Source organism: Pseudomonas sp. PvP089, from assembly GCF_017875165.1.
Taxonomy (GTDB): Bacteria; Pseudomonadota; Gammaproteobacteria; order Pseudomonadales; family Pseudomonadaceae; genus Aquipseudomonas; species Aquipseudomonas fortuita.
In genome coordinates, this window is the sequence record NZ_JAGGME010000002.1 from 263809 (window position 1) to 290042 (window position 26234).

A 26234-nucleotide genomic window follows, 5' to 3' on the forward strand; every position below is an offset into this window, starting at 1 on the left:
AAACTAGGTCCCAGCGGTCACCATCAAGCCCGCCTCCGCGGGCTTTTTTTTGACTGGAACTCCTGCAGAAGCGCCCTCCTCCGCTAAGTAGGAAAAGGGCCGCCAATGGAGAGGCGTGGAGGATGGGGGCGGTGATGCGCTCCTGCGCACCTCATTCTTCGCTCATGCACTCAACCTAGCGCCACCGATAGGCGGCCTCTGCAGGGCTCACGCATGGGCCCCAGGCCCCTTTGTCGCTGACCCCAGCAGCAGCACCAAGCGACAGGGTATAGTTGACAAGACGAAATCTTATAAAAAACAAACGTCCACGATTCATGGAATGTGGACGAATGACATTTATTTTATTCCGGCACGTCAATATTTTTTTGACCATTTCTGATCGGCGGAGGAAATTTCTCAACCAGAATGCATTGAGCCCTTCCACGGATGCCGGCCTCTAGCCTGGCAACGAAGAATTTTCTTGACTATTTAATTAGTGCCAAGAGAATGTTGTCCACGATTCATGGAATGTGGACACGCGGAGAAAAGCCAGTTATGAAGAGTCAAGACATTTTGTTGCTTTTCAAAATGACTAGCCTGCACGCTCAAGAGGAAAACCTGTTTGGCCGTATGGAATTGGAATCTACCTCTGAGCATGTGAGAAACATTCTCAACCCAGAGCCCCGTTGGTTGGCGTCAGTTAGCGGCCCGGTAGGTGAGGTGCTGTCTCAGTTGCTGCCGAATGACGAAGACACGGTATTTCGGCCACAAGAACTCGATTCACCGATGGGCGATTCTGACCGATGGGAGGGCTGGTCGGATGTGGTGCCGTCGACCCCAGTAACGAGCTGGAGCGAAAACTATTCCTTGCGGGCGCTCTCTGCGTCGCTTGGCCTCAGTAAAAGTGAAGTCTCCAACGCCATGGCGCGTTGTCGCAATGCCGGCCTTCTTACCAGCGATTTCGACACCGGTCTTCCAAAGGTGAATCGACGTGAGTTGCTGAAGGTTGCCGAGCACGCTCTGAAGTACTTTTTTCCAGTAAAGCCAGGTGCAATCGTCCGTGGCATCCCTACCGGCTTTGCTGCGCCAGCCCTTTCGAAAAGCCTAAAAAGTGCTGGCGGACTGATACCTGTCTGGCCCGACCCACTGGGCAGCGAGCGAGGCCAGTCAATCGAGCCCCTCTACAAGACGGTGCCCGAAGCGGTAAAAATAGATAGGACCCTTTATCATTACCTCGCGCTTGTAGACGCGATCCGCGTTGGCGGCCCAAGGGAGTGTGGCGTGGCTGTCAACATACTGAAAGCAGGGATGGGGGTGAAGTAATATGGCATCGAATGCGGACCACAACTACGAGCTTATCTCGTTTGTGGCTGATGGTTTGGGCGACGAGTTTTTGGCTGAGTGTGCCTTTGTCGGTGGATGCACAACCGCTATGTTGGTCACCGATAGCGCAGTGCTGGACGACATCCGATTCACCGACGATGTCGACCTGGTGATCGAGCTAGCAGGCATTTCTGCCTGGGAAAAGCTTACAGTGCGTCTTGCAGCGAAAGGCTTCAAGATCACTGGGGAAGATGATGTGAACTGCCGGTTCAGGTTCAATGATGTCATCGTCGATGTGATGCCAAGCGACGCGTCTATTCTCGGCTACGCTAACCGCTGGTATGTAGAGGGACTGGCTCAAGCGGTACCATTTGAGCTACCTAGCGGTCGGGCAATTCGAATCTTCAAACCAGCATTCTTCTTGGCAACTAAGCTCGAAGCCTTCAGTGGTCGGGGTAACGGCGATCCGTACCATAAGGACGTCGAGGATATCATCATCCTCCTAGACGGACGCCCAGAGCTATTGGCAGAGGTCCGTGAAGCCGGCGAAGAGCTCAGGCAATACGTTGCCGAGTGTATTGGCGCTCTGGCAAAACTTAACGGCATCGATTATGCAGTTGAGAGCTCAGGCTCTGTTCGAGCCAACCCTGGGCGTGCCAAGCTCATTCATCAACGAATGAAAGACCTGAGCGCGCTCGCATGAGATATCAAACTAGGTCCGTAAAAGGGCATGACCGAGCAGCGAACCACGACTTTGCAGCCGCCGAGATCCATGGGGCACGAGGCCTTTTTGTCATTATGGATGGCACCTCGAAACCAGGCAGCGGTCAGCTTGCGCAAGGCTTGGCACAAGGCGTGATTAGAGCCTATCTGAGCAATGTAGCTCAGGGCGCAGATGACTCCAGCCCAGAACAAGTTCAACAATTGCTCAACGGTATCTTGGTGGATATGCACCGTCAGCTATTCACAAACCAGACTGGCACCACCAGCTATCTGATCGGTGTCGCATCCCAGGGCCTACTCACCGTTGCTTATGAGGGTGATTGCGCCTGTGGGATGGCTGGAAACGACGGCAATATCGAATGGTTTACTCCTCCACACTGCCAAGCAAACTGGAAGCGCGACAGATCGCACCGCGAATTGGCGTTGGATCCTGCACGCAATCTGGTTACCCGCAGCCTCAGAGCAACACGCGCTCCGAATCCTGATTTTTTACGCCAGCCGGCACCGGCGGGAACTCGTTTTGTCTTCGCCACAGATGGGTTCTGGGCCGAGCTCACTGAATCGCAGCAAGCTGCTGCGATCAATGAGCCAGCTGGGGACATTGCTGTCGTGAGTGATGATGTCACTTGGATTGACGTGAGAATGTGAGTCCTGCCGAGCCAACTATTGGGTGGATCAGATAGGCCTTTCTCATCTGATCTTTGAAAACTGATGGGGGCTATCGCCAAAGAATGACCTTGAGGCAGCTTTTGCTGAGCCTGCAGAGTCACCATTTTCGTGGCTCTACAGGCGTGCCTCCCCTGCCCTTTGCTTCAAGCCCCTGGTTAAATGCCTTGCGAGTTACGAAACGCACGGAATCGCTCGCAGGCTTCCTGCGACGAATCACCCAGGTGCCACAGCGTGCCTTCTGACGCTAGATAGGCCGAAGTCTCCTCTTCCCATAGCACGGCAAAGGCAGTCGTCGAGATGAGAAATCCATCGCATTTGCCGTCCATGACAGCATTCTGCAGCACGTTTCTGTGACTCTCAATAAACTCTGAATTGAACGCGCTCAGTACGCCTCTCGCATCAGCTTTGTTAGGACCACTCACGACTTTCCCGACAGGGACCAAATCGTCCAAATTGAGGGCAATGATTCCGCCATTGTTGAACGGTGCCAGCTGCCTAGCAGCATGGCTGACACGCTTCTCAACCCCGAGCGTTGACCAGATCTTCTTGCATGCGATCGGGTAATCGCCCATGCCGAAGTCAACCAGGATATCTGGCTCTGCAGCTTTGGCCGTAAGCCCACGGTTCTTCAAGTCGGAAAGCAGCACCAGCTCCCACAGAGCGTCTTTCCCTTGGTGAGAGTTGCTCCGATCGTGAGGCTGCATTACTCCGCCGGCCATGCGCTTGAGCGCCTCTTGAATCCCTGGTTCATCTGGCAAATTGGTGACTGCATCAGCGAGACGATTCACGTACGCCGCTTCCCACACCACCCGGTCATCCGGCTTCACCTGGTCAGCCCATGCCCGGCTCAGCTTGTCGGCCTGACTGAGCAACTGACAAAGCGCGCTCCCGGACCGAAGCCTGATGTTGCGCTGCACCAGCAAGGCCCTGACTTGCTGGGCTTTAGCAGCAATCTCTTCGTAGGTGTCTACCCAAGCCTTGCTCATAAGATCGACGGGCTTCACTTCACAGCTCCTTTGGAGATGGCTCATGGATTCACTGGAACAATGGCGGTGATAACTGATTCGAGCGCTGCTTTCACCAGTGGCAGAATGAGCTTTCGCCCATCAGCACTGTGCCAGACCGGTTGCCAACTCGCACCTTCAATGGAAGGGAGAACGAATTTGCCCGGCCTGCGCTAGCCGAGTACCTGTCGGTGCAGGCCGGCGGATGGCCTCAGGGCAGCTGGAGCGCCCCATTACCTGCATGGCTGGGCTGGATGTCTTTGAACCCGGGATGCTCCAGGTCGACAGTCAAGCTGCTCTCAGCGAAATCCTTTCCCACATACTTCTGTGCCCAGGACCGGCGCTGATCCGGCGTTCTGCATGCACACGCACGCTCGTGGCGGCTGAGCCAGGCCTTGCAGAGCCTCTGCATGTCGCGCTTGAAATCGGAGACCAGTCGATACTCAGCCCCACAGTACGAGCACTGAGCAGTTCCAGTGTTATGTGCCATAAATCATTTCCGAGTGACGGGCGCCCGAAGGCCCGCCCTGCTTCTGGTGATATGCATCTTGGCGCAGGACCGCCCGTACTGCACGAGTTCGCGAGGACTCAAACGGGTTGTCCGGTGGCGCTTGCCGCAAGTCCTTTGCAGCCAGGCTGATTTGCCTGATGCGGGATCGCAGCCAGTTGGCATCTGCCGTGTAAATGGCATCGGGATTGTTGGCCAACAGGGCGCGCAGTTTATCGCCTAATTCGGCGTTGATCACCACTCGTCCCAGCAGGTGAAAGTCGTGATGGTGCAGGGTTGCACAATCCTCAGCACTCATGGCCGCTAGATTGGATGGAATCCCCGCGCAGAACTGATCTGTTTGAAAGATACGCTTGGCATGCGCCAGCATCACACCCGCGGAGAGCTCCCCACACTGCAAGGGAATAATCACACGAGCGCCGGCCGTGATCCACGTGCGCACTCGCTCTGCATGCACAGCCCACAAGTCGAGGGTTGCCGATTGGTCACCAATGATGTCCGGCGCCACGATGCTAAGAGACCCCGGGAAGTCTGTCCGCGCCAGCACGCATTCGTACGTGAAAAACACTTTCCCCCAGCTCACGAGCTCGCCCTTCTGGAAGGCTGAAAAGGCTCCGGAGTCGATGAACACGGCACCTCCTGCATTCAGGTGCCGGGGAAGCGTGCCAAAGATTTTCAGGCTATCCAGCAACGTTGCAACTACCCCTACCGGGACACCCTCATCAACCGCAGCTCGCAGGTCCTGAGAACTGGACATTCCAGAATGAAAGGCAACGCTCCAGGTCAATGGCATGATCTTGCTTCCCCCTGCTGCGCACGCGAACCCCGCGGCGCTTACACGGCATCGACCCAGCTCGATGGCTGGGGATGCGTGGTTCAGGGAGATCTAGATGTGCACCGCAGTTTGATCGTTCGTGATGCGGACCTGGCCTGCTACAGAACAAGGTGGATGATCAATCCAGCCCCCGTAGGCTGCTAAGTCCATAGTCATCGCGCAAGATCCGCAGCTGCTCCTTGTCCATTTCGTCCAGGGCCGAGCAATTTGCGTCGGCTAGGCCCTGCCGCCGCAGCAGATCAGCTGCATCACCTCTGTCATAGATGTAGCGCGACAGGTCCGCGGCGGCGAGGAGAATACCGACCTGCAGCTGAGTCGGTTTGTTGCGAGGCTTGCGCTTGGCGACAGCCATGAGGATGTCCTCGATCGTGGTGTGAGCCGGTCAGGCCCTGGGTGGATGTACCGGACAAGGCCGGCGCGGGCCGTACTGAGGCGGGCAAGTGCAGCTCATGCCTTCGCGAGCGCCTCGACCAGAAGCGCATCGAACTCGTCCACCGCCAGCGGCACCCAGCGATCTTCGATCAGCTGGTCGTGGTACCACTTGAGACCCACGTAGGACACCCGCACACAAACGCCGCCCAGTATTACCAGTGGCACCTGGCGTACAGACGCTGGCAGGATTACCGGGGGAATGTCAGCAGCAGAGGCCTTCACAGCGAGGTTTTCCATCGCCTCACGCAGGGCGACGGCGCTGACCTTCTGGGCCTGAGAGTTGCCAGATAGGGCAGTACGCAGAGTCTCGACGGCGGAGCAGGACCCGCGGTCATCGCCATTGCACCGCGCCACAAAGTCGTCAAGCCACAGCAGCGCCTCTTCAACATCGCCAGCACAGGCCGCCGTTTGAGTGTCATCACCAGGCTGGCTCTGAGCGGACTGCGACGCCCCTTGCTCGGTGAGCCATGCCGCTACGTGGTCGGCGCTCATTACTGCCAAGGTTTCCGAACAATTATCACAGCCCAGAACCAGCTGGCAGCGAATGTCGCTGGTGCGCAGTCGCCCGTGCTGCGCATCACTGATGTTCTGGTTGTATGTCTGCCAGCTCAGGGCCTTGCTTCCGCACTCGCGGCATTCGGTAATCTTAGTGATGCTCATGCTGTGCCTCCTGCAGGCGTTCGACATCTGGCAGCAACTGCGCCAGCGGGTCAGTGATGAAACTGTCTTATCGCGGGTACCGGACCGGCGAACCGGGTCGATGTGATTAGGCTGGGCCGCGTGGCACTTCGTAGTACGAGCTGCGCAGCCGGTTCACGGTATAGCCGCGGCGGCGCAGCGCCTCGACAACCGAAGGGCCGTTGCCGGTGTTGCGGCCAGTTGCAAAGCGCAGAGTGACCCCATGTGCCTTGCAGTGCTTGAACTCTTCAATCAGGCGCTCAGTGTTGGTCATGATTCGTCCTCCTACGCCGCCGCCAGGCAGTCGTTCCAAAGTTGTGGGTCCGCGTACATGAAGTAACCGGGCTTGTCCGGATTGGCCACGCAACGCCCACCCTTCTGCCGGTACGTTTGGTAAGCCCGGGCAACGCGAGACTTCTGCACCTGATCTAGCCGGCGTATCTCCGCCTTAATCTCCAGGTCGAGCGTGAAGCCCTTCGCTGGCGCCATGGCGCAGGTTGTGCCGAAGTGACGTATCTCGTTGGTTTCGCAGTCCTCGATCCAAACCACACGCTTGAGGCCTTGCTTGCCGCAACATTCGCAGTGCGATTTGTCGTCGTTGATCCCGAGAAATTTGAAGCGGCTCATGGCGTGCCCTGATGAGTGACTGAGCCAAAAAGTTAAACTATAGGGCAACAAATAGCAATAAAGATTAAACTATATGGCAACCTTTTTCTTCCACGCGAAGCCTTGCTCAAATCGCCGGTTTCACATCAGTCCGTGAGAAAAGCTCAACATTTCACAGTGAAAAGCCCTGAACGCAGTCCAGGGCCTCAAACGGCTGCCTTACCGGCCAAACACACGGTCAAGCACAGGCCTTGACTCGATGATCGCGGTACCCAGCTCATCGACGGTCGTAGCGCCCGTCAGGCGGTTCTCGACTGCGGACAGGTCGGTAAGCAGCTCGTCGTTGCCACCCTCCTTGTAGAGCGTGCTCTGCACAGCTTCGAAGGTCCGCAGCAGATCGCGGTGGGTGTCCTGGAAGTTGCTTTCACTGCCAGAGACGGTTGCCTGGGCCCAGCTGGTGAGCGGGTGGTGGCGAGCCTCCACCTTACCGGGGCCGAACATGCGGTCGTAGGAGCCCTGCACCAGGCCTTCAATCAAAAGGCCGTTGTTTCTGTCATCCATTCGTATGCTTCTCATCGTGATGACGTGATCGTCACGTCGTGGTGATGATGCCAGGCGCACCCGGCATCGGTTTCGCCGATCAGCGGCAGCTCTGTATCGGCGGTCTCTAAAGGGTCTTCAGCATGGGGCACCGGCTGAGCTGGCGCCCAAGCCGTAGGCCTAGGTCGATCAGCCTCATTCTGTCGCCAGCTGCGACACGCTCAGGCCTACCGCGACGGGCCGTACCCAGACGGGCATGCTGCTGAGCATGAAGGTTTCCCCTTGGGCTGCCAGCAGCAATGTCGTGCCCATGACATGCCCAATCGCCTCCGCCGCCGCCGGCGGAACGGCGTTGCCAATCCGCTCGCGCCAGGCCTGATCGCTCAAACCGTCCAACTCCAACTGCTCCTCGGGCTCGACAAGGCTTTGCAGCGCTGCCAGTTCCAGAGTCGTGAAGGGGCGGTGCCAGGTCCCGTCGAGCGACTCGATAATGCAAGTGAGCCTGTCGTTGGCCTCTGGGAGCCGGGGATCGGCTACGCTCCAACGGCCGTTGTCATGCTTGGCGCTTGCAGAGACGGCTCCCGCTGAGCCCTGCCACGGCACCACGCCGTAATGCCCGCCAGTCAGGTAAGCGTCGCCCTTTGTGCGTTTCATGGCCGGTCGGGGATCGGCGACGCTGAATGTGCCTTGTCCTGGGCTTTTAACTCCAATGACGGCACCGCTGGTGTCCTGCCATCGGCGAACACCATACTGCTGGTACTGCAGGGCGCCAGCTTTGGCTCGCGGATCTGCAACCGAGAACGCTCCGTTTGTTGGGTTCGATCGGCCAGCCACCGTGCCCATGCTGTCATTCCAGCCATGTACTCCCATGTATCCCGATCGGTACCCTGGAACAATGATCAAGTCGCGCAGGTAACCATCCTGGATCGCGAGATCATTCAGGCTGCGCCAGTCTTTTCCGGCTTCGACCAAGGCCAGGCGGACCCAAGTTTTCCATTGCAGAGCCGGCACCCGGTGCATAGGGCCAGCCTGCTCGATATCGCCGGCCAGAGGCATGCGACCGAGGATGTCACCTACAGCACGAAGGCTCTTCTTCTCTGGCTCATACAGGAACGACGGCACCTTCTCGACGTGGCGAGCCACCAGCAGGAATCGCTTGCGGCTTTGAGCCAATCCGCCGATGACCCCACAGTCATGGGTGGTTTCGGCGACGGCATATCCATAGTGGCTTAGCAGAGCGCCGATCTGGTCCAGCAGATGGCGGCCACGATTGGCCAGGCGTGGGACATTCTCGAATACCAGCATTGGTACAGGGTCATCCCGCCACGCCTCCGCCATCAGCCAGATACAGCGCAGAGTCAGCTCGTTCAAGGCCTGGTACTTCGGGGTCAGGCTCATCTTCTCCGACAACAACCCGCTGGCGCCCTTGCATGGGGAGCTGATGAAAACGGTGTCGGGCCGGCGGTTCTGGGCCGCACGGCGGATGTCCTCTGGGAGTGCCTCCCGCCATCCGGCTGGCGGCTCCTTTCCGTGGAAGCGGATCTACTGATCACGTGTGAAGAGATCCAACAGCGTGCCTTCAACACCGGACAATCGCTTGAAATCGGCGAGGCCGGCCGGGTCAACGTCAACGCCTCCCAAGCACTCCCATTCAGCTTGCACGTTACCGACGATGGGCTTTGCCCGGTTGAAGCCCTTGGCGCCCCCCCCCAAGCCGCAGCAGAAGTGGAAATGGGTGAGGATTTTTTTGATCAGCATGCAATGTCCTACGAGAGTTGAGTGGCGCCCGCCAGGTAGACTGGCTCCCCTGGTTTACCTACGGACCGGACCAAAAAATTAAACTATAGGGCAACCTTTATCAATATTTATTAAACTATATGGCAACTTTTATCTTCGTCCAAAACGATCTCCGTGGGTTATGCTCTCCCCTGGAGGCCAAAAAAAATCCGGCCAGTAATGGCCGGATTGGGTGTAGCGTTCGTGAGCTCAGCGCGGTGCAACGAAGCGCAGGCTAAAAGGGCGGGTTCCTAAGATAGTCGCAGTATTGCGCGTCCAGCAGAGCCGCTGGTGAAGGCTCGATCGCAATCAAGGTCCATTTACCATCGATACACCGGCCTACCTCCCCATAATTGAGACCGGGCAAGTCGTAGCTTCGCTCGATCGTTGCCCAGTCCTCGGGGTACTGTGCTTTGAAGGCCTTCCGGAAAGACTCGTTGCCGTAACTGCCCATGATGGTTACGACAGCAGAGAACTTCTCATCTCGATCGCTGATCAGCTCTATTGAGCTGGCCATCAGTTTGGGTGCCGCCTGTTCGTTGGGTGTGCGCATGCCATGATCTCCATTGGCAAATATCTGCCAAAAGCAGCCTTGTATCGGTGCGATGTCGACAGCCCCATCGCATTCTCTGGTCAACTCGAAATGGGCAACACCAGCCGATAACGAAACCTGGCGCCACAGTGCACACTGAACAAGAAGGGGTCGGCACCTATCGCGAGCTCCGATCCTTGGCCGTTGGGCCTCTGCAGTTCCCTATTCCTCCCGGTCGAGCTCAGGCGTTCTGTACGTTTTCCACTGCAGCAGCGTGTACCGCCCGAGCTTCACCTTCGTCTCGGTTACCACCTGGCCAAAGGCGTAGTTACCGACCTCGGTCACCCAGACCGAGATCAAGTTCTGCCCCAGGCCGGCCCCGAATAGCCGCTGCAGCAGTGTGCGCCGGGTAGGCGCTTCTGCGAGTGGGGTATTGCTCATAGTCCACCTCAGTAAGCCGTTGTCCCGATGACGCCGAAATGTGCCATCGCTAGTGTCAGTTGCCAGCCCCGTATCCCTCCCGCGGAAACGCTGGGCTGGCGCACATTCGAAATGTGCCATCGTTAGTTTCTGGTGGTTCGTATGGCACATTTGGTCAAGTCAGTAGCAGAAGGGCCCGCCAAACTGCCACGTGCACGACTAGAGTACATTTGTTCTCCTAGCGCCAGCAGCTGATCCTTCAGCCGCCCGATCGTTCAAAGGAAGACAGTGGGAGCATGCGCCTTGGCCTTCCCCCTTCTTGGCCGCGGGGAGCTCTTATTCTGTTCGGTCTTGCGCCCGTTCCCAGAGCTGCTCAAGTTCACGCCGTAGAGCTCACACAAGCTCGCGAGCTGCTCGGCCGGTATCAACCGGTGCATCTTGCTGAGCCGCAGCAAGATGGCCTTCGGGGTGCGCTTGTGTGCGGTGGCAAGCGTGTCGATCGCTTCGCCATTCCGGTATCCCGCAATGAGCCGCTGGTCTTCGTCATCGGTCCACTTGCTGCCCTGGGCCGTCGACTCGGTGCTCCCACTGGCAGTGCGGCTTGCTTTTGCCGGCTGCTGCACAGGCTCGGCTTCCCGTGCTGGCGCCTGCGCCAGCTGCACTGGAGCGGCAGGAAGTTCTGAATCAAGTACCGTCGACAGCATGGCCAACCACCTGGTGCGATCGGTGTCCCGTGAGTGGTGGAAGCCAACGCTGCCGATCACCACCATGGGGTTCACGTTCAGCGCTGCAGCGATCTGCCACGCGTGATAGTTGTCCAAGAGATCCTTGCCGGTGCGCCAGCGGGAGAACTGGGTCTGGCTGACACCGAGAAACTCTGCAGCCGAGACATCGCCATGAAACCCTTTGACCACCTTCAGCTGGTCGAGCCAGTTAGCAGCGGTCTTGACCAACTTCACATGTGGACTATTCGTCTGGTTCGAGAATGGCGTCGACCGCTTGGCTCGCTGCGACAACGCTGCGGCTCCCGCAGCTGCGGCCAGGCGTAAGTTTGCAGTGATCGGTACACGCTCATCACCGCACTCAATCCCGGCTTCGTCCAAGCCGGCCGACAGGTTGATCAGGATCGCGATGGATCGATTCGTCATCTCATCTTGTTTGGCCATGCCCCCTCCCCTGGATCCGCTGAGGATCGCTACATGCTGCCCCGGGATACCGAGGGCCGCCGCCTGAAAATGAATCATAACGGCAAAAATGATTCTTCACACGTACCTATATGCTAACAGATGCAAATCAATCTCATCAGAGATTGTCAGATCCGCGTGTGGAGGGGCGGATCGCGGTGACGATCTGCAAGTGACTCACTAGCCCATCTGATCCGTTCATGTGTTTGGTCTAGTCAAAGACTCAATACGCAGCTTAGAATCTGCTGTGGCGCCCAGCAGACGCCCGCTACCCGTCCTCGCGAAGCTGCACGAGCAGCACTGCCAACTAATCAAACTTCGGACCATGACTTTGGCCCTGGTGCATAGCGGTGGACGGGTGACGCTGCAACAAGTAGGGCCGGAGAGAACTCGTGGCCACCGAAAACACTCGACCTACCACCCTTGCGGGTATCAAGCGCGTAGCCAAACTCATCAAGTAAAAGGAGAGCATCCCGCATCATGCTGCTCTTGATGAAGCGGCGCATAAAGCTGGATTTCACAACCTGCGACATGCCCAGTCAGTTCTAGGCAGACCCGCCCAGCTACACCAAGCTTTTGTCACTTTCTACTGGAAAGAGCACGGCAAAAGTCCAGAGCCCTTTCAGGATGGCCCAGTCCTGCGATCAGGGCGGACCACCCTTTCATTCCGGCTGCCCTCCCCGTTGAGGGAACTCCTGCCCCGACGGTCAATTGAAAGGACAACCTACTTGTCCAGTTTTCGGTTGGAGGCGGACGACCATCTCGAACGTAGAATGGATTCAGTGGACTGGTACGAGGGCCTGAAGATGGCACAACGGGCCGCACGCGCACTTAATTTCATGGCTGTGACAGGGCTACGAGCCCCTTCTGCTAACGAGATGGCAGGACCAAGCCTGGTTCTCTCCGAGTATGCAGACCACCGCTCTCACTGGTACGACGATGAGTCAAAGTGCATTGTCATTCTGGATGAGCCGTACCCGCACTTGCTCCAAGATGAAATCGACTGGGCAGAAGAGCACGGGTTTCATACGGTAGGTGTACGTTGGAGGGGCGTCTATTCCGCCAGCAACACACCACGCCTACATTCGGTATCGAAAACTCTGATCTCACGCTTGGCCAAGAAGCTCAAAGCCTTGGAGACCAGGTTAAAGGTTGAGGAATGGACACACGAGACCCAGCCATACGAAAGCTCATTCATCAGCCCGGCTAGAACTCTCAGCGGAAAGCGGAAGCTACCAAGGATGATGCCAGCCCCTGAAGGTGTAGAGCGGGCCGGAGCTGTGCCATGTGGCCCCGGTGAGCCAGGTTATCGCTCACGTTGGCGACCTGCTCGTCGCATGGACCTAGATAAGCACTTACAGATTGGCCCTATCCTGGAGAGACTCACGTTATCAACGGGCTTGGGCTTAGAGTCTGGACTAACCCGTATCCGCCTGACCCTGAACAAATGGTTTGAGGAGGAGTACAAGGATGCAGACCTTCCCGACAAGCAGATGCGACAGGACTACTACTCACCTGCCCCTACCGCCATCAAAGGAGCTGCAGATGCCCTGGCAGAGCTCGCGGTGGTCAGACAGATCGTTGTAGTAGGGTACCAAGACTGCAAACCCAAGAGAGATCTCTTGGACCGCATTGGTAGGTGCGAACAGCAAGTCCAGCGGTCCGATTCCCGTAGAAACCCGTAGCCTCCTGCTTCACAGCCGGCCTCCAACAACGAAGCCCGCCAAGGCGGGCTTTGCGAGCTATGTGAGGCATCAATGATGCCGGGGCTTGGGTGTACCTGGTACGAATTTTTAGACCTTTGGGGCAAAGCCGCCTAGTTCGAGCACATGCCCGGCCTTCGACACATCAACACTTTCGGTGCGCCCGTCTTGGAATCGAAAATCAACGTGCTGCGGTGGGACTTGAGCATCGTCGGCCAGCTCAATGTCGAAAATGGCCTTGGCTGGTTCATCCCAAACCAGCGCGAAGGCTTCGATGATCTTCTGCCGGAACGCTTCAAGCACTGCCTGGCGATTTTCAGGTGCCAGGGCATCGAGGTCGATTAAGAAATCGCCCGCCGCATGGATTTCTGCACCTTCGCCATCGAGGCCGACTGAACGGTCCCCTTCAGTCGAAACGAGCACGGACGCGACCTTGCCACCTAAAATACCCATTGCCTATCTCCATGAATGAGCCGCAAAACGCGCCCTCTGGTACTGCCGAAGCCCGCTCTCGGCGGGCTGGCGGGGCAGGTAGCTTCCCCTTACCTCGTGGCTTCCACATAGGTTCCAATAGTGGCCTCGTTCTTCCATTTTTGCACCATCTGAGCCGAGTCCCCCCAGAGCCACATAACCCCCACTGCCATCGGGAGAAGTAAGGTTGCATTTAGCTTCTTATGAAAAAGGATGAGGTCAAGCATCAGACCGAGGGCGACGGCGAATGCGGCAATAGCCCAAACGCGGTCAACGAAGAAATCTATTACTGCCATTCCAATGCCTCTCTCCACTTGCCCGTGTTTCGCGAGCGCTATAATCGGTTCTTCTTCTGCGTTCTCGGCCCCGGTTTTAGGCCAGAGCTTGGATGCAGCTGAGCGTTTACATGTCTCGTCTTCATGCCTGATGCTAAGGATGCTCCGATCAACTTGTCGTGCAGCCGCGGCAAGTTGCAATTTTCCAGGCACCTACAGCGTCATTGGACGAAAAGTGACCGAAAAATCATGTACGGAGAGCTTTTTCGACCGGTTCTCCGTGTTAAACGCGAACCTCACCCATACCCATGAGCTGTTTTCGAACCCTCCACAGGTTTGCCAGGGCGAACAGCGTGGTCAACTGAGCCGTGTTTTTCATCAGCCCACGAAAACGTACTTTCACGTAACCAAACTGCCGCTTGATCACGCGAAACGGATGCTCGACCTTGGCCCGTGTCTGAGCCTTGCAGAACTCGATCTTGCGCTTGGCTTTGTACAGTACGCTGCGCTGGTTCAGCTTGGAATAGGTGCTGCGACGCGCTGCAATCTGCCAGATCACCCCCCGATTTTCATGCTCTTCGCGCCTTTCGACACCGGTGTAACCGGCATCTGCATACACGGCGTTTTCTTCGCCATGCAGCAGTTCAGCCACCTGCGTGACATCGGCCACATTGGCAGCGGTGCCATGGACGTGATGCACCAGGCCGGACTCGACATCGGCACCGATGTGCGCCTTCATCCCGAAGAAATACTGACCGCCTTTCTTGGTCTGGTGCATCTCGGGATCACGCTTGCCTTCTTTATTTTTGGTCGAGCTGGGGGCATGAATAATGGTGGCATCGACGATGGTGCCTTGGCGCAGCGACAGGCCTTTTTCCTGCAGATAACCATTGATGACCGCAAGGATTGCCGGTGCGAGCTGATGCTTCTCCAGCAAGTGCCGGAAGTTCATGATCGTGGTGTCTTCGGGGATTGGCGCGCTCAGCGTCAGGAGTGCGAACTGGCGCATGGGCGTGATTTCGTAGAGCGCTTCTTCCATGGCCGGGTCGCTCAGGGAGAACCAGTTCTGCAACAGATGGATGCGCAGCATGGTTTCCAGAGGATAGGGTTTGCTACCGCCGCCGGCCTTGGGGTAGAACGGTTCGATCAGCTCCAGCAGGCCTGCCCAGGGCACCACCTGATCCATTTCGGCGAGGAAGCGCTCTCGGCGGGTTTGCTTGCGCTTGCCGGCGTACTCAAAGTCGGAAAAGCTCATCTGGCTCATGGGCGGCTCGGATCAGGTGTTGCGGGGATTCTCGCATAACTGAAGGCTTGTTCGGAGATTCCCTAAGCGCATCCTGTAAGTGCTATCAGAGCCCCCCTGTTCGGTGAGGCCCGTGGCTGGTCCTTGTTGGCCGGAGCCGGCCAACCTATCGGTACTACTCGGCGTAGGCGTCTAGTTGCTTCTTCATCTCAAGACGTTGCGCATCGAGCATCTGATTGAGCTGATCCGCTTTGAACACATCGAAGGGAGCTCGTACGAAGGCCAGCACCTCGATCGGCGCCGAGGACTGGCGCACGACCTTGCTCGACTGACCGGAGCTCGCGCTGTCTGGCAGCCCCAGCATCTCGGTACAGGCCCGGCTGGTGTAGTCGTAACACCCCACCTTCGCCTCACCTGCCAAAACAGCGCTCCGGAAAGAGACGCTCGGGAAGATGGTGGTACCACTCACAACCCCAGCCATGATCAGTACCAGGCCGAAGGCACTGCCCGCAAATGCGCGAAATGCCCCTACCAGGAATGCGAACAAGCTGACACCGGACGCAATGAACGAAATGGCTGGGGGATTTACTAACCAAGAGGCATGTTTCAGATCATCGGGGCTCACAGGAACCTTGAAGTTCAGGACGGCGGTGCTGATGGCAGCAAACACGACGTACAACACCAACGCTGCCAGGAAGACGCTCGCGAAGATCAGTGATCCCTCGCCTGCCTTACCCGGCGTGTGATCGAAGTAGTCATTGGAAGAATCGTGGTCACTCATGATGCTCACCTGCTTGGTTCGTAGTTGGGGGTGTGGGGAGGGTGTCGGTCTGGATTACCAAACCCTTGCGGATCTCTTCTTTCAGTTCCAGGCGCTGCGTATCGAGCATCTGGTTGAGTTGATCCGCTTTGAAAACATCGAATGGCGCCCGAAGGAAGGCCATCGCTTGGACAGGGATGAATTGGTGGACACTCGGCTGGGCCGACTGATCTGGGTTGGCTGCTCGACTGGGCAGCCCCAACATCTCGGTACATGCGCGAGAGGTGTACTCGTAACAGCCGATTTTGGCCTCCCCTGCCAGAACAGCGCTGCGTAAAGAGGCGCTCGGAGAAATGCCCCCAGTAAAACTGGCCATGAGTACGGCAACGCTGATAGTCATAGGGCTGATTAGTTGCAGCGCGAGCATGATGCTCAGCACCAACAACACCCCGTAGATAATGGGGAGAATCGAGGGGGCAGTTACCATCCAGGATGCATGCTGTAAATCCTCACCACTGACCGGTACCTTGAAGTACAGGGCGAAGATGCTGACTGCCGCAAAAATGCCGTACAGCCCTAGCAAGGCAACGAACAGCCCCCTGAAAGTCAGCTTCCCCTCGCCGGCCGTAGCACCGGCGCGAGCGAAGTATTCGCTGGATGAATCGAAGTCACTCATATTGCTCACCTACTGTGTTCGAATTCCGGGTTGGAAAGGTCCTGAGCTCTACAGCTTCAGGTCCCTGCGGATCTCTCGGGCCGACGGCATTCCGCGGTACCGGTGCACGGAAACCCCTACTGCTTTCATCAACTCGTCGCGGCGCCGGTCCTTTGCTTTGGCCTTCGAGCTGTTGTGCGTGGAGTCGTCGACCTCGACCAGCGCCACCGGCTTGAGCTTCTTGTCGCAGAGCAGGAAGTCGCAGCGGTTGTGGGCGACCATATGCCTTGCATGGTTCTTGTCGGTCATGGCGGTGGCCTTCACCTTGATGAAGGCACCGAACACCACCTGGGGAGCGATGACCAGGTCGTTGCCAACTGCCTCCCTGAGTCGCCAGAAGAAGTCCTGCTCGCGCTCGGTGAGCAGGGGGATGCACTGGTAGTGCTTGGTTGAATAGCCTTTGCGCCGCTTCAAGACCGCGACGACGAAAAACGCAAATGCAAAGGTGCAGATCAGCAGGATCGGGCCATTCATGCGCGAGGCATCCACAAGTGACATACATACCCCTATTCAGATTCTTAACGCGTACCAATACGCATAGTAGTTAAAAAAAGACGGATAGTCCGCCGGTGATATTGGTCAAGTTAATGTGATTTCAATCCAGATCGGGAGGTGCACCGCCGCCCTGTTTCTTCAACAAGCCTGCCCAGGGTATTGCTCGTTGGGTGTGGAAACGTTAGGGTGAGTCATCTCCTCCTAGCGACACGCTCGTGTCGTGCAACACCTCTCTACAAACCTCCCGTAGCCAAAGCAAGTCACCGTCCTGCAATCATGCGCGCCGACTTGACCAATCCCACAAACGAACTATTCGAAGCATGCCCGCCTGGCGCGATCATGAGCGCCAGCAACGCCGCTAGATGTGATCCTCCGAGAGGTGCCCGGTGACCGCCGGCAGCTGATGAGAGGGTTCGACACCCACCGCCCGCTTGCCCCGTCGAGAACCCCGGCCTTTCACCTCGCCCGCGGCCGCCGCCTCTTTCACCGCCCGGGCTGCCATGCCCTCATTGACCATGTCCAGAATTTCCTGAGACATCCGCTGCTGCACAATGCGAGAGTTCCCCATGCGGTTGTTCGCATCGGTACGCTCGGCATCCGCAGCCTTTGCCCATTCCCTCAGAACGTCCCGGGCCTCGCCGATGCTCCCCTTGATCTTGACGAAGATCTCGAACATCAGCGGGTCAATGGATACGGATGACTTCCTGGACACGCCTCCCGCTTCACGGCGGTAGAAGATCCGGATGAAATCGTCAGCCATGCCAGCCCCCAGCACTGATCAGTAGGTAGTCCATCAGGCCACATCCAGGTGAAGGTCACTGACCAGGCGCCAGGTGATATCTGGGCAACCGATGAACAAGCCGCCATGCAGGCGGCCCTGGCGAACCATCGAAGCCACGGTGTCGGCCGCCTCGGATACGGAGACACCGACAACGCCAGCGATCGCCACCGCGGTCAGTGCGGCATGCCGCAGGATGGCCAGCTCGATGCGCGACTCAACCACATCGCCTTCGAACAACAGAGCGGCATCGGCGCCGACAAGCTCGACCACTTTGGAGTGCGCCCCCGCGCCGGTGGTAGCAGCGAAGGAATCGGCCTCTTGTTCAGGGCTCACAACCAGCACGAGCCCCCCTGCTTGTTCGGTGTGCTTCGCCACAGGTCGTACCGCTTCACCCACAACCCCAGCGGCCTCGCAGTAACGCAGCACTGCCTGGATCTGCTCATTCACCTCAATGGATTCCATCGCACGGGTCAGTGCCACGTACAGCAGGTGGAGTTCTTGGCGTAACTCAGGGGTATCCAGCACCAGCGGCAGGCCGGCATCGGTGATCAGGTTGAGGAAGTCGCTCAGCAGTACGACCTGCGGGAACTCCAACCCTTTCGAACGGTGGGCAGTGCACAGAGTGACGGTCGTATCCTTGATGTCGCTGACGCAGGCATCCTTGATGCGCTGTACCAGGCTAGGGATTTGATCGCCGTACTGCTTGGCAACACTGATGAGGGCGTGGATCTCTTTGTCATCGGTGTCGTTGGCATAAGCTTCCAGATCCTGGAGCGAGCGGAACGCACTGAGCAAAGGATCGCGTAGACGGACACCCGTGTTGGCGCGCAGGTGGTGCACTTCAACCAGCTTGTCGAACGGGTACTCGTTGACGCCACCCACGAAGTGAAGACGCTGGCCTTCCAGCAACTGGACCGCACTGGCGAACAGCTTCGCATTGGTGCGCCCGATGATCGCGTAAGGCTTGGTGCGGTCGACGGCGAATCGGGTAGTCAGCTCATGGCGCGAACTGCGCACTGGGTCCTGCTCGCCGGCGAACTGACGCAACAGCATGGTGGCGAGCTCGGCAATGCCGGCGCCATAACGGTGGCTCTCGCTCAGCGTTACGACTTGATCGAACTGCGACGGCTCGAAGGTGTTGTAAGCACCTCGGAAGCCGAAGATGGCTTGGAAGTCATCACCGGCCAAGCGCAGTGGGCAGCTCTGGCGCAGGATCACCGCTGCAAAGACAGGATTGGTGTCCTGGTACTCGTCCAGCAGGATCTGGTCGTAGCGGTGGCTCAGGTCCGGGTCACCCAAGCTCCACAGTTTCAGGTAGCCGTCGTGCGGCATACGCAGGGGGGTGGATTCCAGAAACTCTGCTCGCTCGGCTTGGCTTTCGCCGCACCCACGAGACCACTGACGCAAGCGCTGCAGATCCGCCCAAACATGCTTCGCCCATTCCGCAGCCTTCTGACGGTCATCGCCAACGATCTTTGTAGGCACGTGCGCAGCCAGGATCTCCCGATCTGCCGAGACCATGAAGTTGTGCAGAGTGACGTACAGGTGGCGAGCAAAGGCCATGGGGATCTTGTACTGCTTGGCCAGTTGGGACGGATGGAGATCATCCTGCTTGCCAGTCTTCTTGAACTGGCCACCAACTTCCCAAGCAAGCCCATGACTGGTCCTGGTGGTGACGTTGGAAGGGAAGCGAGCAGCTGCGTCCTCCTTGTTGGCCTTGCCAAAGGTGACATACAGCAGGCGCTGGTCAGGGAAACGCAGGGCGTGCGCGATGAGCAGCGAGGTCTTGCCGCCCCCCGCCTTGGCGCGGATTAGCAATCGCTTGGCAGTGCTGCCCAGGGCAACAGCCTGGTCTGTGTTTGGGGTGAAAGCTTTCGCGGCCATTGCCGGCCTCCTTGAGGTGCGAGTGGTTGATCAGTCGTCTTTGTTTCTGGAGAAGTAGTTGAAGCTGTCTTTGAACATGTCGTGGCTCTCTTCCTGATCCATCAGCGGAACCTTCTTGCTGCGCTTCGCGTTTGGATCTGCAAACAGGTTGAAGAACACGACCATTGGGATGCTGGCTGCGACCACCAGGAGCAATGAGCCCGCGAACACCCAGCCACCAAAAGCGCGGCGGGCGTATGCAGCAAACAGACAAGCCGCTACAGCCAGAGCAATCGCTCCAACGCCCTTTCCAACCTGTTTCATCACACCGTACTTGCTCATTGCGGCGGCTCCTAAGCACAACCATTTATGGCTCAACGATACCTATAGATTTGCATGGATGCAAGACAAATTATAGTTCCGCGTTACGAATGCGGGCATAAGCATTTATGGATACTGGCAAGGCAAAGCTCCGGGTGCGAGCACAACCATTTATGACCAGGGGCAGGAAAAGCGTGGCTCAGGTGCATAACCATTTATACCCATACCAGCCCATAAAAGCCGGCCCCGGGGGCACCCACACTCCGACCAGGGATGGGAAGGAAGCCTGCAGGCAGAGTGCTGGCATGTAGGGAGCTGAGAGACATGAAGGGAATGAAGCTCCCTCCCCAGCGAGAGACAGATCAGAGAAAAGCAGCTCCAAGCAACCCGAGCTGAGACGGACCTGACCGGGTCACACACCGCACCAGATGAGCAGCCAGGCCCAGCATCGCCAGACAGGTCCTGTATCGCCACCACCGCCAGCCAAGCGTCACACGCCGCGAGCCGGATCACACACAGCCTGCTCAGATCCAACACCACCCGCCACCGGGCGCCACCCATCGCACTCTGCCAACCTGGTCAAACAGCAGCACCGGGCAAGCCAATGGTCGCGAACCGCCGCACAGATCCCACGGTACCCACCACCGACTGCTAGCGATCATCAGAGGCCAGCTGCAGGATCAGCACCGAGCTTCTGCACGGCGGCCGCAGCCCCCGTCGCATCCTTCTCAGCCCGTCGCTCTCCTCCCCCGTCAGATCCTTCTTGGGGTCGCCACCGACAGCTGGTGGACTGTATTGCTAGGCGCAACCGCAAGGTCTCCCGGCAGGGCCGGCCTGCTGAGACAGAGAGGCACAAATGGTTATGCTGTCGAAGGAAGCAAAAGCGTCAAGCACGCACCGGCAGCACAGACATCGGAATAATGAAATGCCAATGCGACAGCGCAACAAGAAGAACCCAAACTAGCGATGGCACAATTCACCAAATAGAACTGGCGCGAGAACAACAGGGCGGCACCTCACAGATTCGCACGTGCATGAGAAGACGTAGAAGTCGCAGTGGAATAATGGAGATGAAGAAGAGAAGAGAGAAAAGAGAATCTACAGCGGCAGAATGAGCTCAACGCCTCGCAGGCAGAAGGAGCCGGTCGGCGCAGAGTCACAAGCGGCACAGACAGAACTGGCAGGCAAACAACAGACAGCAGCACGGACGGACACCCAAACCAAACTTGCACAATGGGGCGTGGCACAACGGGCAGCTGCAAAAGAGGCTCTGACACAAGTGCCGGAGCCAGAACGAGATCTATGGTGCGACCGGAATAAGAGAAAATGAATGAAGGAAATAAAATTAGATTAAGGGGATGGGCGCGAGGCGGCTCGGATCCAACACCGCCCGGCCCAGGTAGAATTCGGCCCACCACCGAATGCGAATGCAAGTCTCCGCAACCAGATCACACTGCGCCCAGCAAGCCCGGGTTCTACTTGGCCAAACCACCGGTAGGCTTCTGGCCCGCTTAACCATAGCCGCGGGTCTCACTGCGCATAACACCGGTTTGCTTCTAGTCCGCTTTGCCCATAGCCCGGTTCCTACTTGGCCTGACACCGCAATGTTTCCGGTTCCGCTCAGCCACAAAAAAGGCCCTGCCGACGTTAATCGACAAGGCCTTCGTGAATCAGATTAAGGCTTACTCGTCCACGTCGAGCTCTCCTTCAAACTTGGTTTCGATCTGGTCCAGCATGCTGCCCACCAATGTCTCAAGAGAAGACAAATCATCCTCGCGTGCTTTGAGCGTTAGCTTTACGCCATGACTCATATTTCGTACTCGTTCGTGCATTTCCGCTCTAAGGTCAAAGAGCTTGGAAACCCTCTCGCACAGGATCAGTACCAGCTTGTGGTTCGGCTCGAACTCCCGTGCACGCTTCACTCTCTTCGTCAGCCCTTTATGACTCACGTTCGTGGACATCCATTTTCCCTTGCCGGCCTTGAGCTTGCGGTACACCCGCACGAATGGCCTGGATTGACCTCGGTGCTGGTTGAAATCGATCCCTATGCGCCCCGTCTGAAACGGCTGCATGACGTAGAGCAATTCGCCCATGCGCACCAGGAGCTGATCGATGCGGATCAGGTAGTCGACGGCGGTGTCGACCGACTCTTTGCCTTTGCGCCGCAGCTCTTCGAAATCGTCGATGGAGGGGGGGTTGTGTATAGCCATTGTTTAAGCGTTCGCCGGGGGGTTGTGTATAGCCGCGCCGAGGGGCGCGTTCTGGAGAATTTTCTTTGTGCTTATCCAGTATTGTCAATACGTGTTATGTATCTTATACTCGCCTCAATGCATACAGGGCAGTAGCTACTGCGTACTGATCTGTAGGTACTGCACACTGTGCAGTGCGCATCATTAACCCCTCTAAGTCACTGGTTTATATAGGTTTAATTCCATGAAAGGTCGCGTAGCAATCGGTTTGGATGCGGGTCGTAGCGCCATTAAGGTGGTCGCGTATCACGAAGGTAAGCGCACTGAGGTCATGTACCCCACCCTGGCGGTTCCTGCCGTCGAACTCACCGACCCAACGACTGCCGCTCGCGCCAAAGCCGAGACCGAGATTGTCGACGGGAAGGCATACTTCACCGGCGATACCGCTCGCCTCCAGGGCAACCTCACCTCCTCTATTGGCTTGAACGACAATTGGACGGACACCCCGGAATATCTGGCTCTTATTCAGTCTGCTTTTACCCGGCTCCGTGCCAAGGGCGTTCAAGGGATTGATGAAGCATTTGTCATCATCGGTACTCCGTCTAAGTTGTTCGGCTCTCGCAAAGACAGTCTGGTTGAGCGCACCAAGAAAGCACTACCTGATACTGTCGAGTTGAAAGCGCTCCCTCAGCCAATGGGTGCTTACTGCGACTACATTTTGGATCAGTCAGGGATCCCAGTAGAGGAATTGATCAATGGCGCGAACGGAAGGCCAAAGTCCTATGGCGTCATTGAGGGCGGCCATTATTCGACTGATTTCCTTCTGATGCGGGAAGGTCAATACATTGAGCGGGGTGCTGACTCTTGTGCTGGTATGAGTGCTGCTGCAGAGCAGTTGCGTCGTATCCTCGGTAAGCACGAAATACAAGCCAGCCTTGTCGAGTGCGAGGAGTCGTTCAGCACTAAATTCCTTTTCCAGTTCGGCGAGCAAATTAACATTGAAGCCCAAGTGGCCGAAGCTCAACAGCATGTGGTTCAGGAGGTTATCTCTAAGGGTAACTCGTTGTTTTCCGATGATGCTCGCTCACTTAATGGCATTCTGGTTGCTGGTGGAAGTGCCGAGGCGATCTACGGGCGTGCTAAAGAGGTATGGAAACACAGCATTCTGGTGAAAAACCCTCGCTGGGCTGTTGCTGATGGTTTTGCTCGATATGCCCTTGGCCAAATCATCCGTAGTATCGTAAATGCGAATGCCAAAAGGATGTCCGCTGTAAATGGCTAAGTTAATTCGTGTATATGACCCTAATGAAACTGAGCGAAAAATCAATCTGAACATCCCAGAAGATGTTTGCCCAGGTTTGCTGGAGTTCATGTCCGAACTGCCATACGGAAAAGACACACCTCTAATCAGGGGTGTCTTTTACCAATGGTTTCTGAGCAACAATGCGGCCGGCACCTTAGACCAAGCTCTCAATGCCGCACTTGCTGGGCCAGGGGGCATGATTCCGACCGGCCGCCAATCCAGGCGTGAAAGCGCAGAACCGCCAGCTCGCAAAAAGCGGGTACCAAAGCAGCGGGAGGTCACAGCCAGACCTGGAACGGTCAAGGCCTCTGAGATTTTGGTTCACCCAGAACCTCAAGCTCCAGCGGCTCCGGCTATCCCGCCACACGTTGCCGAGGAGGTCCACTCTCCCCGGCAACCCGAGCCGGTAGCCGCTCCGGTTGGTGATCCATTGCAAAGTGGGGCGGATGATGTCCAGGCAGAACGCGTACAGACACAGCCAATCACTCCCCTATCCAACCCCATCCATAGTACGGATGTTCAGGAAGCGAACATCGACCTGCAGCCTCAGCAGCTCCCAACCGCAGGTACCCCGGATGAGGTCCACTCATTACCTGCCGCCCAAGACGCAACGCCGACTGAGCCAACACTCGTGCAGATGGCAGCATTGGACGCGATGGGCGATATGTTCTAGCCCCACAGGAGATAAGTTGAAAGATGAAAATTGGTTCCAAACTGTTGACAGTGGCTCAGCGCATAGCGGCAACCACTACTGACTTAGCCCTTGTCTCACTGGTACTAGGAGGATCGCTAGCGCTTCTAGTTTCCATCATGGCGCACAACGCGCATATCGATATGTCGGGCCCGTTCGACGCTGCCACTCCGGGCCTTAGCTGGACTGAAGGGGCTGCGCTGAGCCTCGCTCCGTACTTCCTTGTTCTGTTGCCTTTGGTGTGGTTGATCTATGAAGCAACACTGACCAGGACCTGCCAGGGCACAACGGCCGGTAAGCTGTTGTTCCGGGTCAGGACCATCTCTCTCACAGGCAATCTGGCTACTTGGCAGTGCATACTCCGCACCACCTTGAAGATCATGTCCGTCTTGCTTTTGCTGAGCATCGGTCACCCGCTCGCACTGGCCGGGGTGCTGGCTGTCTACGTCGCTGTTCCAGTTTTCACTGTGAAAACCCAGTTCATTTTCGACCTCCTGGCATCCACAACCGTAGCAAAGCGAGGAATGTGAGCTCCCCAGATTGTATGACCGGCCTAAGGGCCGGTTTTTTTTGTCCAGAGGAAAACCTGTTTATCAGTCCATGTTCGACATCACCTGAGGCAAAGTTAACGGATACTCCCACTGGAGAAGCCAGTCAGGTCCGAGGTCGCGAAGCCTCCTTTGTAGTCAGCAACACGGTAACGGGTTAGCGCATTACCCACATACCGCCTGATATCTCCGCTCCCTAATGCATCCCCTGTGTTTGCCTCTGTGTTCTCGACTCGGTGATGCACCGCCAGTTTTGAGATCAGACAATAGTCGAGTCCGGGCTTCTCCCAGGAACTGACAACACAGCTGGACGATTAGGTCGAAGCGGTTATCCCTCAGGTCGCTCACCACTACGTGAGCAGCGCAAATGACTTCCCCGGACATAGGTCCTTACATAGCAGCCAGGTGCAACTGGTGGGGATTCGCAAGCTAGCCAAGCAGGACGTCGTACTGCTGTCGACTATCCTAATGGCGATAAAGAGGTGAGCTCAGTCTTGGTAACGGTGGATTCTCCACCTACAGCGCCGCGGCAGCTGTGGTTACCAGGACTGGGCTCTTTGTATATCAAAGGCCCAGTTTTTTTGTCTGTCGTTGGCAGCCCGGGCTGTCGGCTTCTTACCCTAAGTCGTGAGTTACCCTGCCTCTCTCACGATTCCCAGTGACGCTAGGCCGCCCACTGACCCACACCTCCTCTGCCCTCCTCTTGTCCTGCTACACATCTCCGTGTTTTGTACGTAGACCAACACCGCGAGCTTCTGATGGGGATTTAAGGAATTGCCCAATCCCGCATCGATGCGCCACTCCACTTTCGGCACAATCATTTTGCTACTAGCCTGGAGCACCTCACCCCAGTATTATAGTTACATGTTATCAAGACTCCTGAGGCCTCCACGTGATCAACAAAGCAATCGCCGCATTAGCTGCCACCTGCGTCATCATCGCCTTACCAGGCTGTGCCGCAAAACCAATCACCGTTGAGGAAGGCTCGGTACGCGTTCAAGCAGCTCAGATCAACGCACGGCTTGTGGATGGCTTGACAGTAAAGGCTGTAACCGAAGACGCCGCCCTGGCTGATATGACTGCGTATGTGAATGAGGCTCTCAAGAAAGCTGGCTACAACCAGACTGCGGGCGATGCCAAGGTCACCTACACAATCAGTGAGGTCTATGCGGGTCCAGCCTCAGAGTACAAAGAAGCCCATACTGCCGTTGGCAATGCTGTGGCTACGGGCGCGTCCGTGGCTGTCTCTCTCACGACCTGCTTACTGTTGAGCAGTTGCAGTGACCCCGGAGTACTGGGGAACAACGTCACCTCAGGCCTAACCGCAGCATCTGACGCTGCACAAAACACCAACGGCCAGAACGTCGACAACCTCGCTGGAACGAACCTGGTAATCCACACGGTTTGCCAAAATTTCCGGGGCTGCGCCAGTTCAGCTGCTGTGTCGTCAGATCCCTCGATGACGCTGGATGATCTGCGTATGCAAAACGCTAAGCTGGGTATTCCTCGCACGATGAGGTTCGGCGAATAACGCTGGTGCCGTATGCGACCGGCTGCTTGGCAGCCGGTCTTCAGGATTTGCGCCCTCCCCCCTCACTTCTCCTCTCCCTCACTTCTCCTCTCCCTCACTTCTCCTCTCCCTCACTTCTCCTCTCCCTCACTTCTCC

At 57.1% G+C, this 26234-nt stretch carries 27 protein-coding genes and 1 pseudogene; 7 read left to right on the forward strand and 21 right to left on the reverse strand.

Features of this window, described 5'->3' with window-relative positions; genetic code table 11:
- The first annotated feature begins 507 nt into the window (after positions 1–507).
- The 3 genes from J3A71_RS31105 to J3A71_RS31115 are packed head-to-tail and all read left to right on the forward strand — an operon-like array spanning position 508 to position 2673.
- Complete coding sequence (locus J3A71_RS31105; RefSeq protein WP_024717476.1) at positions 508–1302, forward strand: hypothetical protein; 795 nt, start codon at positions 508–510, stop codon at positions 1300–1302.
- Position 1303: 1 nt separating this feature from the next.
- Positions 1304–2005: a hypothetical protein gene (locus J3A71_RS31110; RefSeq protein ID WP_004577602.1), complete on the forward strand. Its 702-nt coding sequence runs from the start codon at positions 1304–1306 to the stop codon at positions 2003–2005.
- Complete coding sequence (locus tag J3A71_RS31115; protein WP_004577603.1) at positions 2002–2673, forward strand: protein phosphatase 2C domain-containing protein; 672 nt, start codon at positions 2002–2004, stop codon at positions 2671–2673. The genes J3A71_RS31110 and J3A71_RS31115 overlap by 4 nt, the downstream gene beginning before the upstream one ends.
- A gap of 176 nt (positions 2674–2849) precedes the next feature.
- Here J3A71_RS31115 and J3A71_RS31120 read toward each other — a convergent pair whose 3' ends face one another.
- The 21 genes and pseudogenes from J3A71_RS31120 to J3A71_RS31225 all read right to left on the reverse strand — a co-directional run bounded on the left by J3A71_RS31120 (position 2850) and on the right by J3A71_RS31225 (position 22046).
- Entirely contained in the window at positions 2850–3698 is an 849-nt protein-coding gene (locus tag J3A71_RS31120) for a hypothetical protein (protein ID WP_004577604.1), read from the reverse strand.
- A gap of 479 nt (positions 3699–4177) precedes the next feature.
- Positions 4178–4999, reverse strand: coding sequence for a hypothetical protein (locus J3A71_RS31125; protein ID WP_231995376.1), 822 nt, complete (start codon positions 4997–4999; stop codon positions 4178–4180).
- A gap of 160 nt (positions 5000–5159) precedes the next feature.
- The gene (locus tag J3A71_RS31130) at positions 5160–5393 is read right to left on the reverse strand and encodes a hypothetical protein (RefSeq protein ID WP_004577606.1); all 234 of its coding nucleotides are present in this window, start codon (positions 5391–5393) and stop codon (positions 5160–5162) included.
- 95 nt (positions 5394–5488) lie between these two features.
- The gene (locus J3A71_RS31135) at positions 5489–6133 is read right to left on the reverse strand and encodes a hypothetical protein (protein ID WP_004577607.1); all 645 of its coding nucleotides are present in this window, start codon (positions 6131–6133) and stop codon (positions 5489–5491) included.
- A 106-nt stretch (positions 6134–6239) separates the two neighbouring features.
- Positions 6240–6425, reverse strand: coding sequence for a hypothetical protein (locus J3A71_RS31140; protein ID WP_004577608.1), 186 nt, complete (start codon positions 6423–6425; stop codon positions 6240–6242).
- A gap of 11 nt (positions 6426–6436) precedes the next feature.
- On the reverse strand, positions 6437–6778 hold the full coding sequence (locus J3A71_RS31145) for a hypothetical protein (protein ID WP_004577609.1): 342 nt from the start codon (positions 6776–6778) through the stop codon (positions 6437–6439).
- Positions 6779–6976: 198 nt separating this feature from the next.
- Positions 6977–7318 carry a hypothetical protein gene (locus tag J3A71_RS31150; RefSeq protein ID WP_004577610.1) on the reverse strand — a complete coding sequence of 114 codons (342 nt, stop codon included), beginning with the start codon at positions 7316–7318 and terminating at the stop codon, positions 6977–6979.
- Between the two features lie 174 nt (positions 7319–7492).
- Positions 7493–9055 (reverse strand): annotated as a pseudogene (locus J3A71_RS31155) (DNA cytosine methyltransferase).
- 253 nt (positions 9056–9308) lie between these two features.
- Positions 9309–9626 (reverse strand): hypothetical protein, encoded by a 318-nt coding sequence (locus J3A71_RS31160; protein WP_004577611.1) that lies wholly within the window; start codon positions 9624–9626, stop codon positions 9309–9311.
- 201 nt (positions 9627–9827) lie between these two features.
- Positions 9828–10046: a hypothetical protein gene (locus J3A71_RS31165; protein WP_016486995.1), complete on the reverse strand. Its 219-nt coding sequence runs from the start codon at positions 10044–10046 to the stop codon at positions 9828–9830.
- Positions 10047–10300: 254 nt separating this feature from the next.
- Entirely contained in the window at positions 10301–11191 is an 891-nt protein-coding gene (locus tag J3A71_RS31170) for a hypothetical protein (RefSeq protein ID WP_169739407.1), read from the reverse strand.
- A gap of 1811 nt (positions 11192–13002) precedes the next feature.
- On the reverse strand, positions 13003–13365 hold the full coding sequence (locus J3A71_RS31180; RefSeq protein WP_004577615.1) for a hypothetical protein: 363 nt from the start codon (positions 13363–13365) through the stop codon (positions 13003–13005).
- An 89-nt stretch (positions 13366–13454) separates the two neighbouring features.
- On the reverse strand, positions 13455–13859 hold the full coding sequence (locus J3A71_RS31645; protein ID WP_231995375.1) for a hypothetical protein: 405 nt from the start codon (positions 13857–13859) through the stop codon (positions 13455–13457).
- A gap of 82 nt (positions 13860–13941) precedes the next feature.
- Entirely contained in the window at positions 13942–14922 is a 981-nt protein-coding gene (locus tag J3A71_RS31190; protein ID WP_023662985.1) for an IS5-like element ISPa41 family transposase, read from the reverse strand.
- Between the two features lie 154 nt (positions 14923–15076).
- The gene (locus tag J3A71_RS31195) at positions 15077–15682 is read right to left on the reverse strand and encodes a hypothetical protein (protein WP_004577617.1); all 606 of its coding nucleotides are present in this window, start codon (positions 15680–15682) and stop codon (positions 15077–15079) included.
- Positions 15675–16337 (reverse strand): hypothetical protein, encoded by a 663-nt coding sequence (locus J3A71_RS31200; protein ID WP_004577618.1) that lies wholly within the window; start codon positions 16335–16337, stop codon positions 15675–15677. The genes J3A71_RS31195 and J3A71_RS31200 overlap by 8 nt, the downstream gene beginning before the upstream one ends.
- A 48-nt stretch (positions 16338–16385) precedes the next feature.
- Positions 16386–16850, reverse strand: coding sequence for a DUF2726 domain-containing protein (locus J3A71_RS31205; protein ID WP_004577619.1), 465 nt, complete (start codon positions 16848–16850; stop codon positions 16386–16388).
- Between the two features lie 379 nt (positions 16851–17229).
- On the reverse strand, positions 17230–17631 hold the full coding sequence (locus tag J3A71_RS31210) for a hypothetical protein (protein WP_004577620.1): 402 nt from the start codon (positions 17629–17631) through the stop codon (positions 17230–17232).
- Positions 17632–17664: 33 nt separating this feature from the next.
- The gene (locus J3A71_RS31215) at positions 17665–19536 is read right to left on the reverse strand and encodes a UvrD-helicase domain-containing protein (RefSeq protein ID WP_004577621.1); all 1872 of its coding nucleotides are present in this window, start codon (positions 19534–19536) and stop codon (positions 17665–17667) included.
- A gap of 30 nt (positions 19537–19566) precedes the next feature.
- A complete protein-coding gene (locus J3A71_RS31220; RefSeq protein WP_004577622.1) occupies positions 19567–19857 on the reverse strand; it encodes a hypothetical protein in 291 nt (96 codons plus the stop codon).
- 1661 nt (positions 19858–21518) lie between these two features.
- On the reverse strand, positions 21519–22046 hold the full coding sequence (locus tag J3A71_RS31225) for a hypothetical protein (RefSeq protein ID WP_004577623.1): 528 nt from the start codon (positions 22044–22046) through the stop codon (positions 21519–21521).
- Positions 22047–22269: 223 nt separating this feature from the next.
- On the opposite strand from J3A71_RS31225, the gene J3A71_RS31230 reads away from it, so the two are divergent.
- The 4 genes from J3A71_RS31230 (at position 22270) to J3A71_RS31245 (ending at position 26098) form a co-directional block, all read left to right on the forward strand.
- Positions 22270–23307: a ParM/StbA family protein gene (locus J3A71_RS31230; RefSeq protein WP_004577624.1), complete on the forward strand. Its 1038-nt coding sequence runs from the start codon at positions 22270–22272 to the stop codon at positions 23305–23307.
- Positions 23300–24001 carry a hypothetical protein gene (locus J3A71_RS31235; RefSeq protein ID WP_004577625.1) on the forward strand — a complete coding sequence of 234 codons (702 nt, stop codon included), beginning with the start codon at positions 23300–23302 and terminating at the stop codon, positions 23999–24001. Before J3A71_RS31230 ends, J3A71_RS31235 begins: the two co-directional genes overlap by 8 nt.
- A gap of 23 nt (positions 24002–24024) precedes the next feature.
- Positions 24025–24549 carry an RDD family protein gene (locus tag J3A71_RS31240; protein WP_004577626.1) on the forward strand — a complete coding sequence of 175 codons (525 nt, stop codon included), beginning with the start codon at positions 24025–24027 and terminating at the stop codon, positions 24547–24549.
- A 910-nt stretch (positions 24550–25459) separates the two neighbouring features.
- Positions 25460–26098, forward strand: coding sequence for a hypothetical protein (locus J3A71_RS31245; protein ID WP_004577627.1), 639 nt, complete (start codon positions 25460–25462; stop codon positions 26096–26098).
- Positions 26099–26234 lie beyond the last annotated feature (136 nt).

Excerpts from the sequence above, each read along its gene's own strand:
- J3A71_RS31105 (WP_024717476.1), top strand. The coding sequence starts at position 508 with ATGTGGACACGCGGAGAAAAGCCAGTTATGAAGAGTCAAGACATTTTG.
- J3A71_RS31110 (WP_004577602.1), top strand. The coding sequence starts at position 1,304 with ATGGCATCGAATGCGGACCACAACTACGAGCTTATCTCGTTTGTGGCT.
- J3A71_RS31115 (WP_004577603.1), top strand. The coding sequence starts at position 2,002 with ATGAGATATCAAACTAGGTCCGTAAAAGGGCATGACCGAGCAGCGAAC.
- J3A71_RS31125 (WP_231995376.1), bottom strand. The coding sequence starts at position 4,999 with ATGCCATTGACCTGGAGCGTTGCCTTTCATTCTGGAATGTCCAGTTCT.
- J3A71_RS31130 (WP_004577606.1), bottom strand. The coding sequence starts at position 5,393 with ATGGCTGTCGCCAAGCGCAAGCCTCGCAACAAACCGACTCAGCTGCAG.
- J3A71_RS31135 (WP_004577607.1), bottom strand. The coding sequence starts at position 6,133 with ATGAGCATCACTAAGATTACCGAATGCCGCGAGTGCGGAAGCAAGGCC.
- J3A71_RS31140 (WP_004577608.1), bottom strand. The coding sequence starts at position 6,425 with ATGACCAACACTGAGCGCCTGATTGAAGAGTTCAAGCACTGCAAGGCA.
- J3A71_RS31145 (WP_004577609.1), bottom strand. The coding sequence starts at position 6,778 with ATGAGCCGCTTCAAATTTCTCGGGATCAACGACGACAAATCGCACTGC.
- J3A71_RS31150 (WP_004577610.1), bottom strand. The coding sequence starts at position 7,318 with ATGGATGACAGAAACAACGGCCTTTTGATTGAAGGCCTGGTGCAGGGC.
- J3A71_RS31160 (WP_004577611.1), bottom strand. The coding sequence starts at position 9,626 with ATGCGCACACCCAACGAACAGGCGGCACCCAAACTGATGGCCAGCTCA.
- J3A71_RS31165 (WP_016486995.1), bottom strand. The coding sequence starts at position 10,046 with ATGAGCAATACCCCACTCGCAGAAGCGCCTACCCGGCGCACACTGCTG.
- J3A71_RS31170 (WP_169739407.1), bottom strand. The coding sequence starts at position 11,191 with ATGGCCAAACAAGATGAGATGACGAATCGATCCATCGCGATCCTGATC.
- J3A71_RS31180 (WP_004577615.1), bottom strand. The coding sequence starts at position 13,365 with ATGGGTATTTTAGGTGGCAAGGTCGCGTCCGTGCTCGTTTCGACTGAA.
- J3A71_RS31190 (WP_023662985.1), bottom strand. The coding sequence starts at position 14,922 with ATGAGCCAGATGAGCTTTTCCGACTTTGAGTACGCCGGCAAGCGCAAG.
- J3A71_RS31195 (WP_004577617.1), bottom strand. The coding sequence starts at position 15,682 with ATGAGTGACCACGATTCTTCCAATGACTACTTCGATCACACGCCGGGT.
- J3A71_RS31200 (WP_004577618.1), bottom strand. The coding sequence starts at position 16,337 with ATGAGTGACTTCGATTCATCCAGCGAATACTTCGCTCGCGCCGGTGCT.
- J3A71_RS31205 (WP_004577619.1), bottom strand. The coding sequence starts at position 16,850 with ATGAATGGCCCGATCCTGCTGATCTGCACCTTTGCATTTGCGTTTTTC.
- J3A71_RS31210 (WP_004577620.1), bottom strand. The coding sequence starts at position 17,631 with ATGGCTGACGATTTCATCCGGATCTTCTACCGCCGTGAAGCGGGAGGC.
- J3A71_RS31215 (WP_004577621.1), bottom strand. The coding sequence starts at position 19,536 with ATGGCCGCGAAAGCTTTCACCCCAAACACAGACCAGGCTGTTGCCCTG.
- J3A71_RS31220 (WP_004577622.1), bottom strand. The coding sequence starts at position 19,857 with ATGAGCAAGTACGGTGTGATGAAACAGGTTGGAAAGGGCGTTGGAGCG.
- J3A71_RS31225 (WP_004577623.1), bottom strand. The coding sequence starts at position 22,046 with ATGGCTATACACAACCCCCCCTCCATCGACGATTTCGAAGAGCTGCGG.
- J3A71_RS31230 (WP_004577624.1), top strand. The coding sequence starts at position 22,270 with ATGAAAGGTCGCGTAGCAATCGGTTTGGATGCGGGTCGTAGCGCCATT.
- J3A71_RS31235 (WP_004577625.1), top strand. The coding sequence starts at position 23,300 with ATGGCTAAGTTAATTCGTGTATATGACCCTAATGAAACTGAGCGAAAA.
- J3A71_RS31240 (WP_004577626.1), top strand. The coding sequence starts at position 24,025 with ATGAAAATTGGTTCCAAACTGTTGACAGTGGCTCAGCGCATAGCGGCA.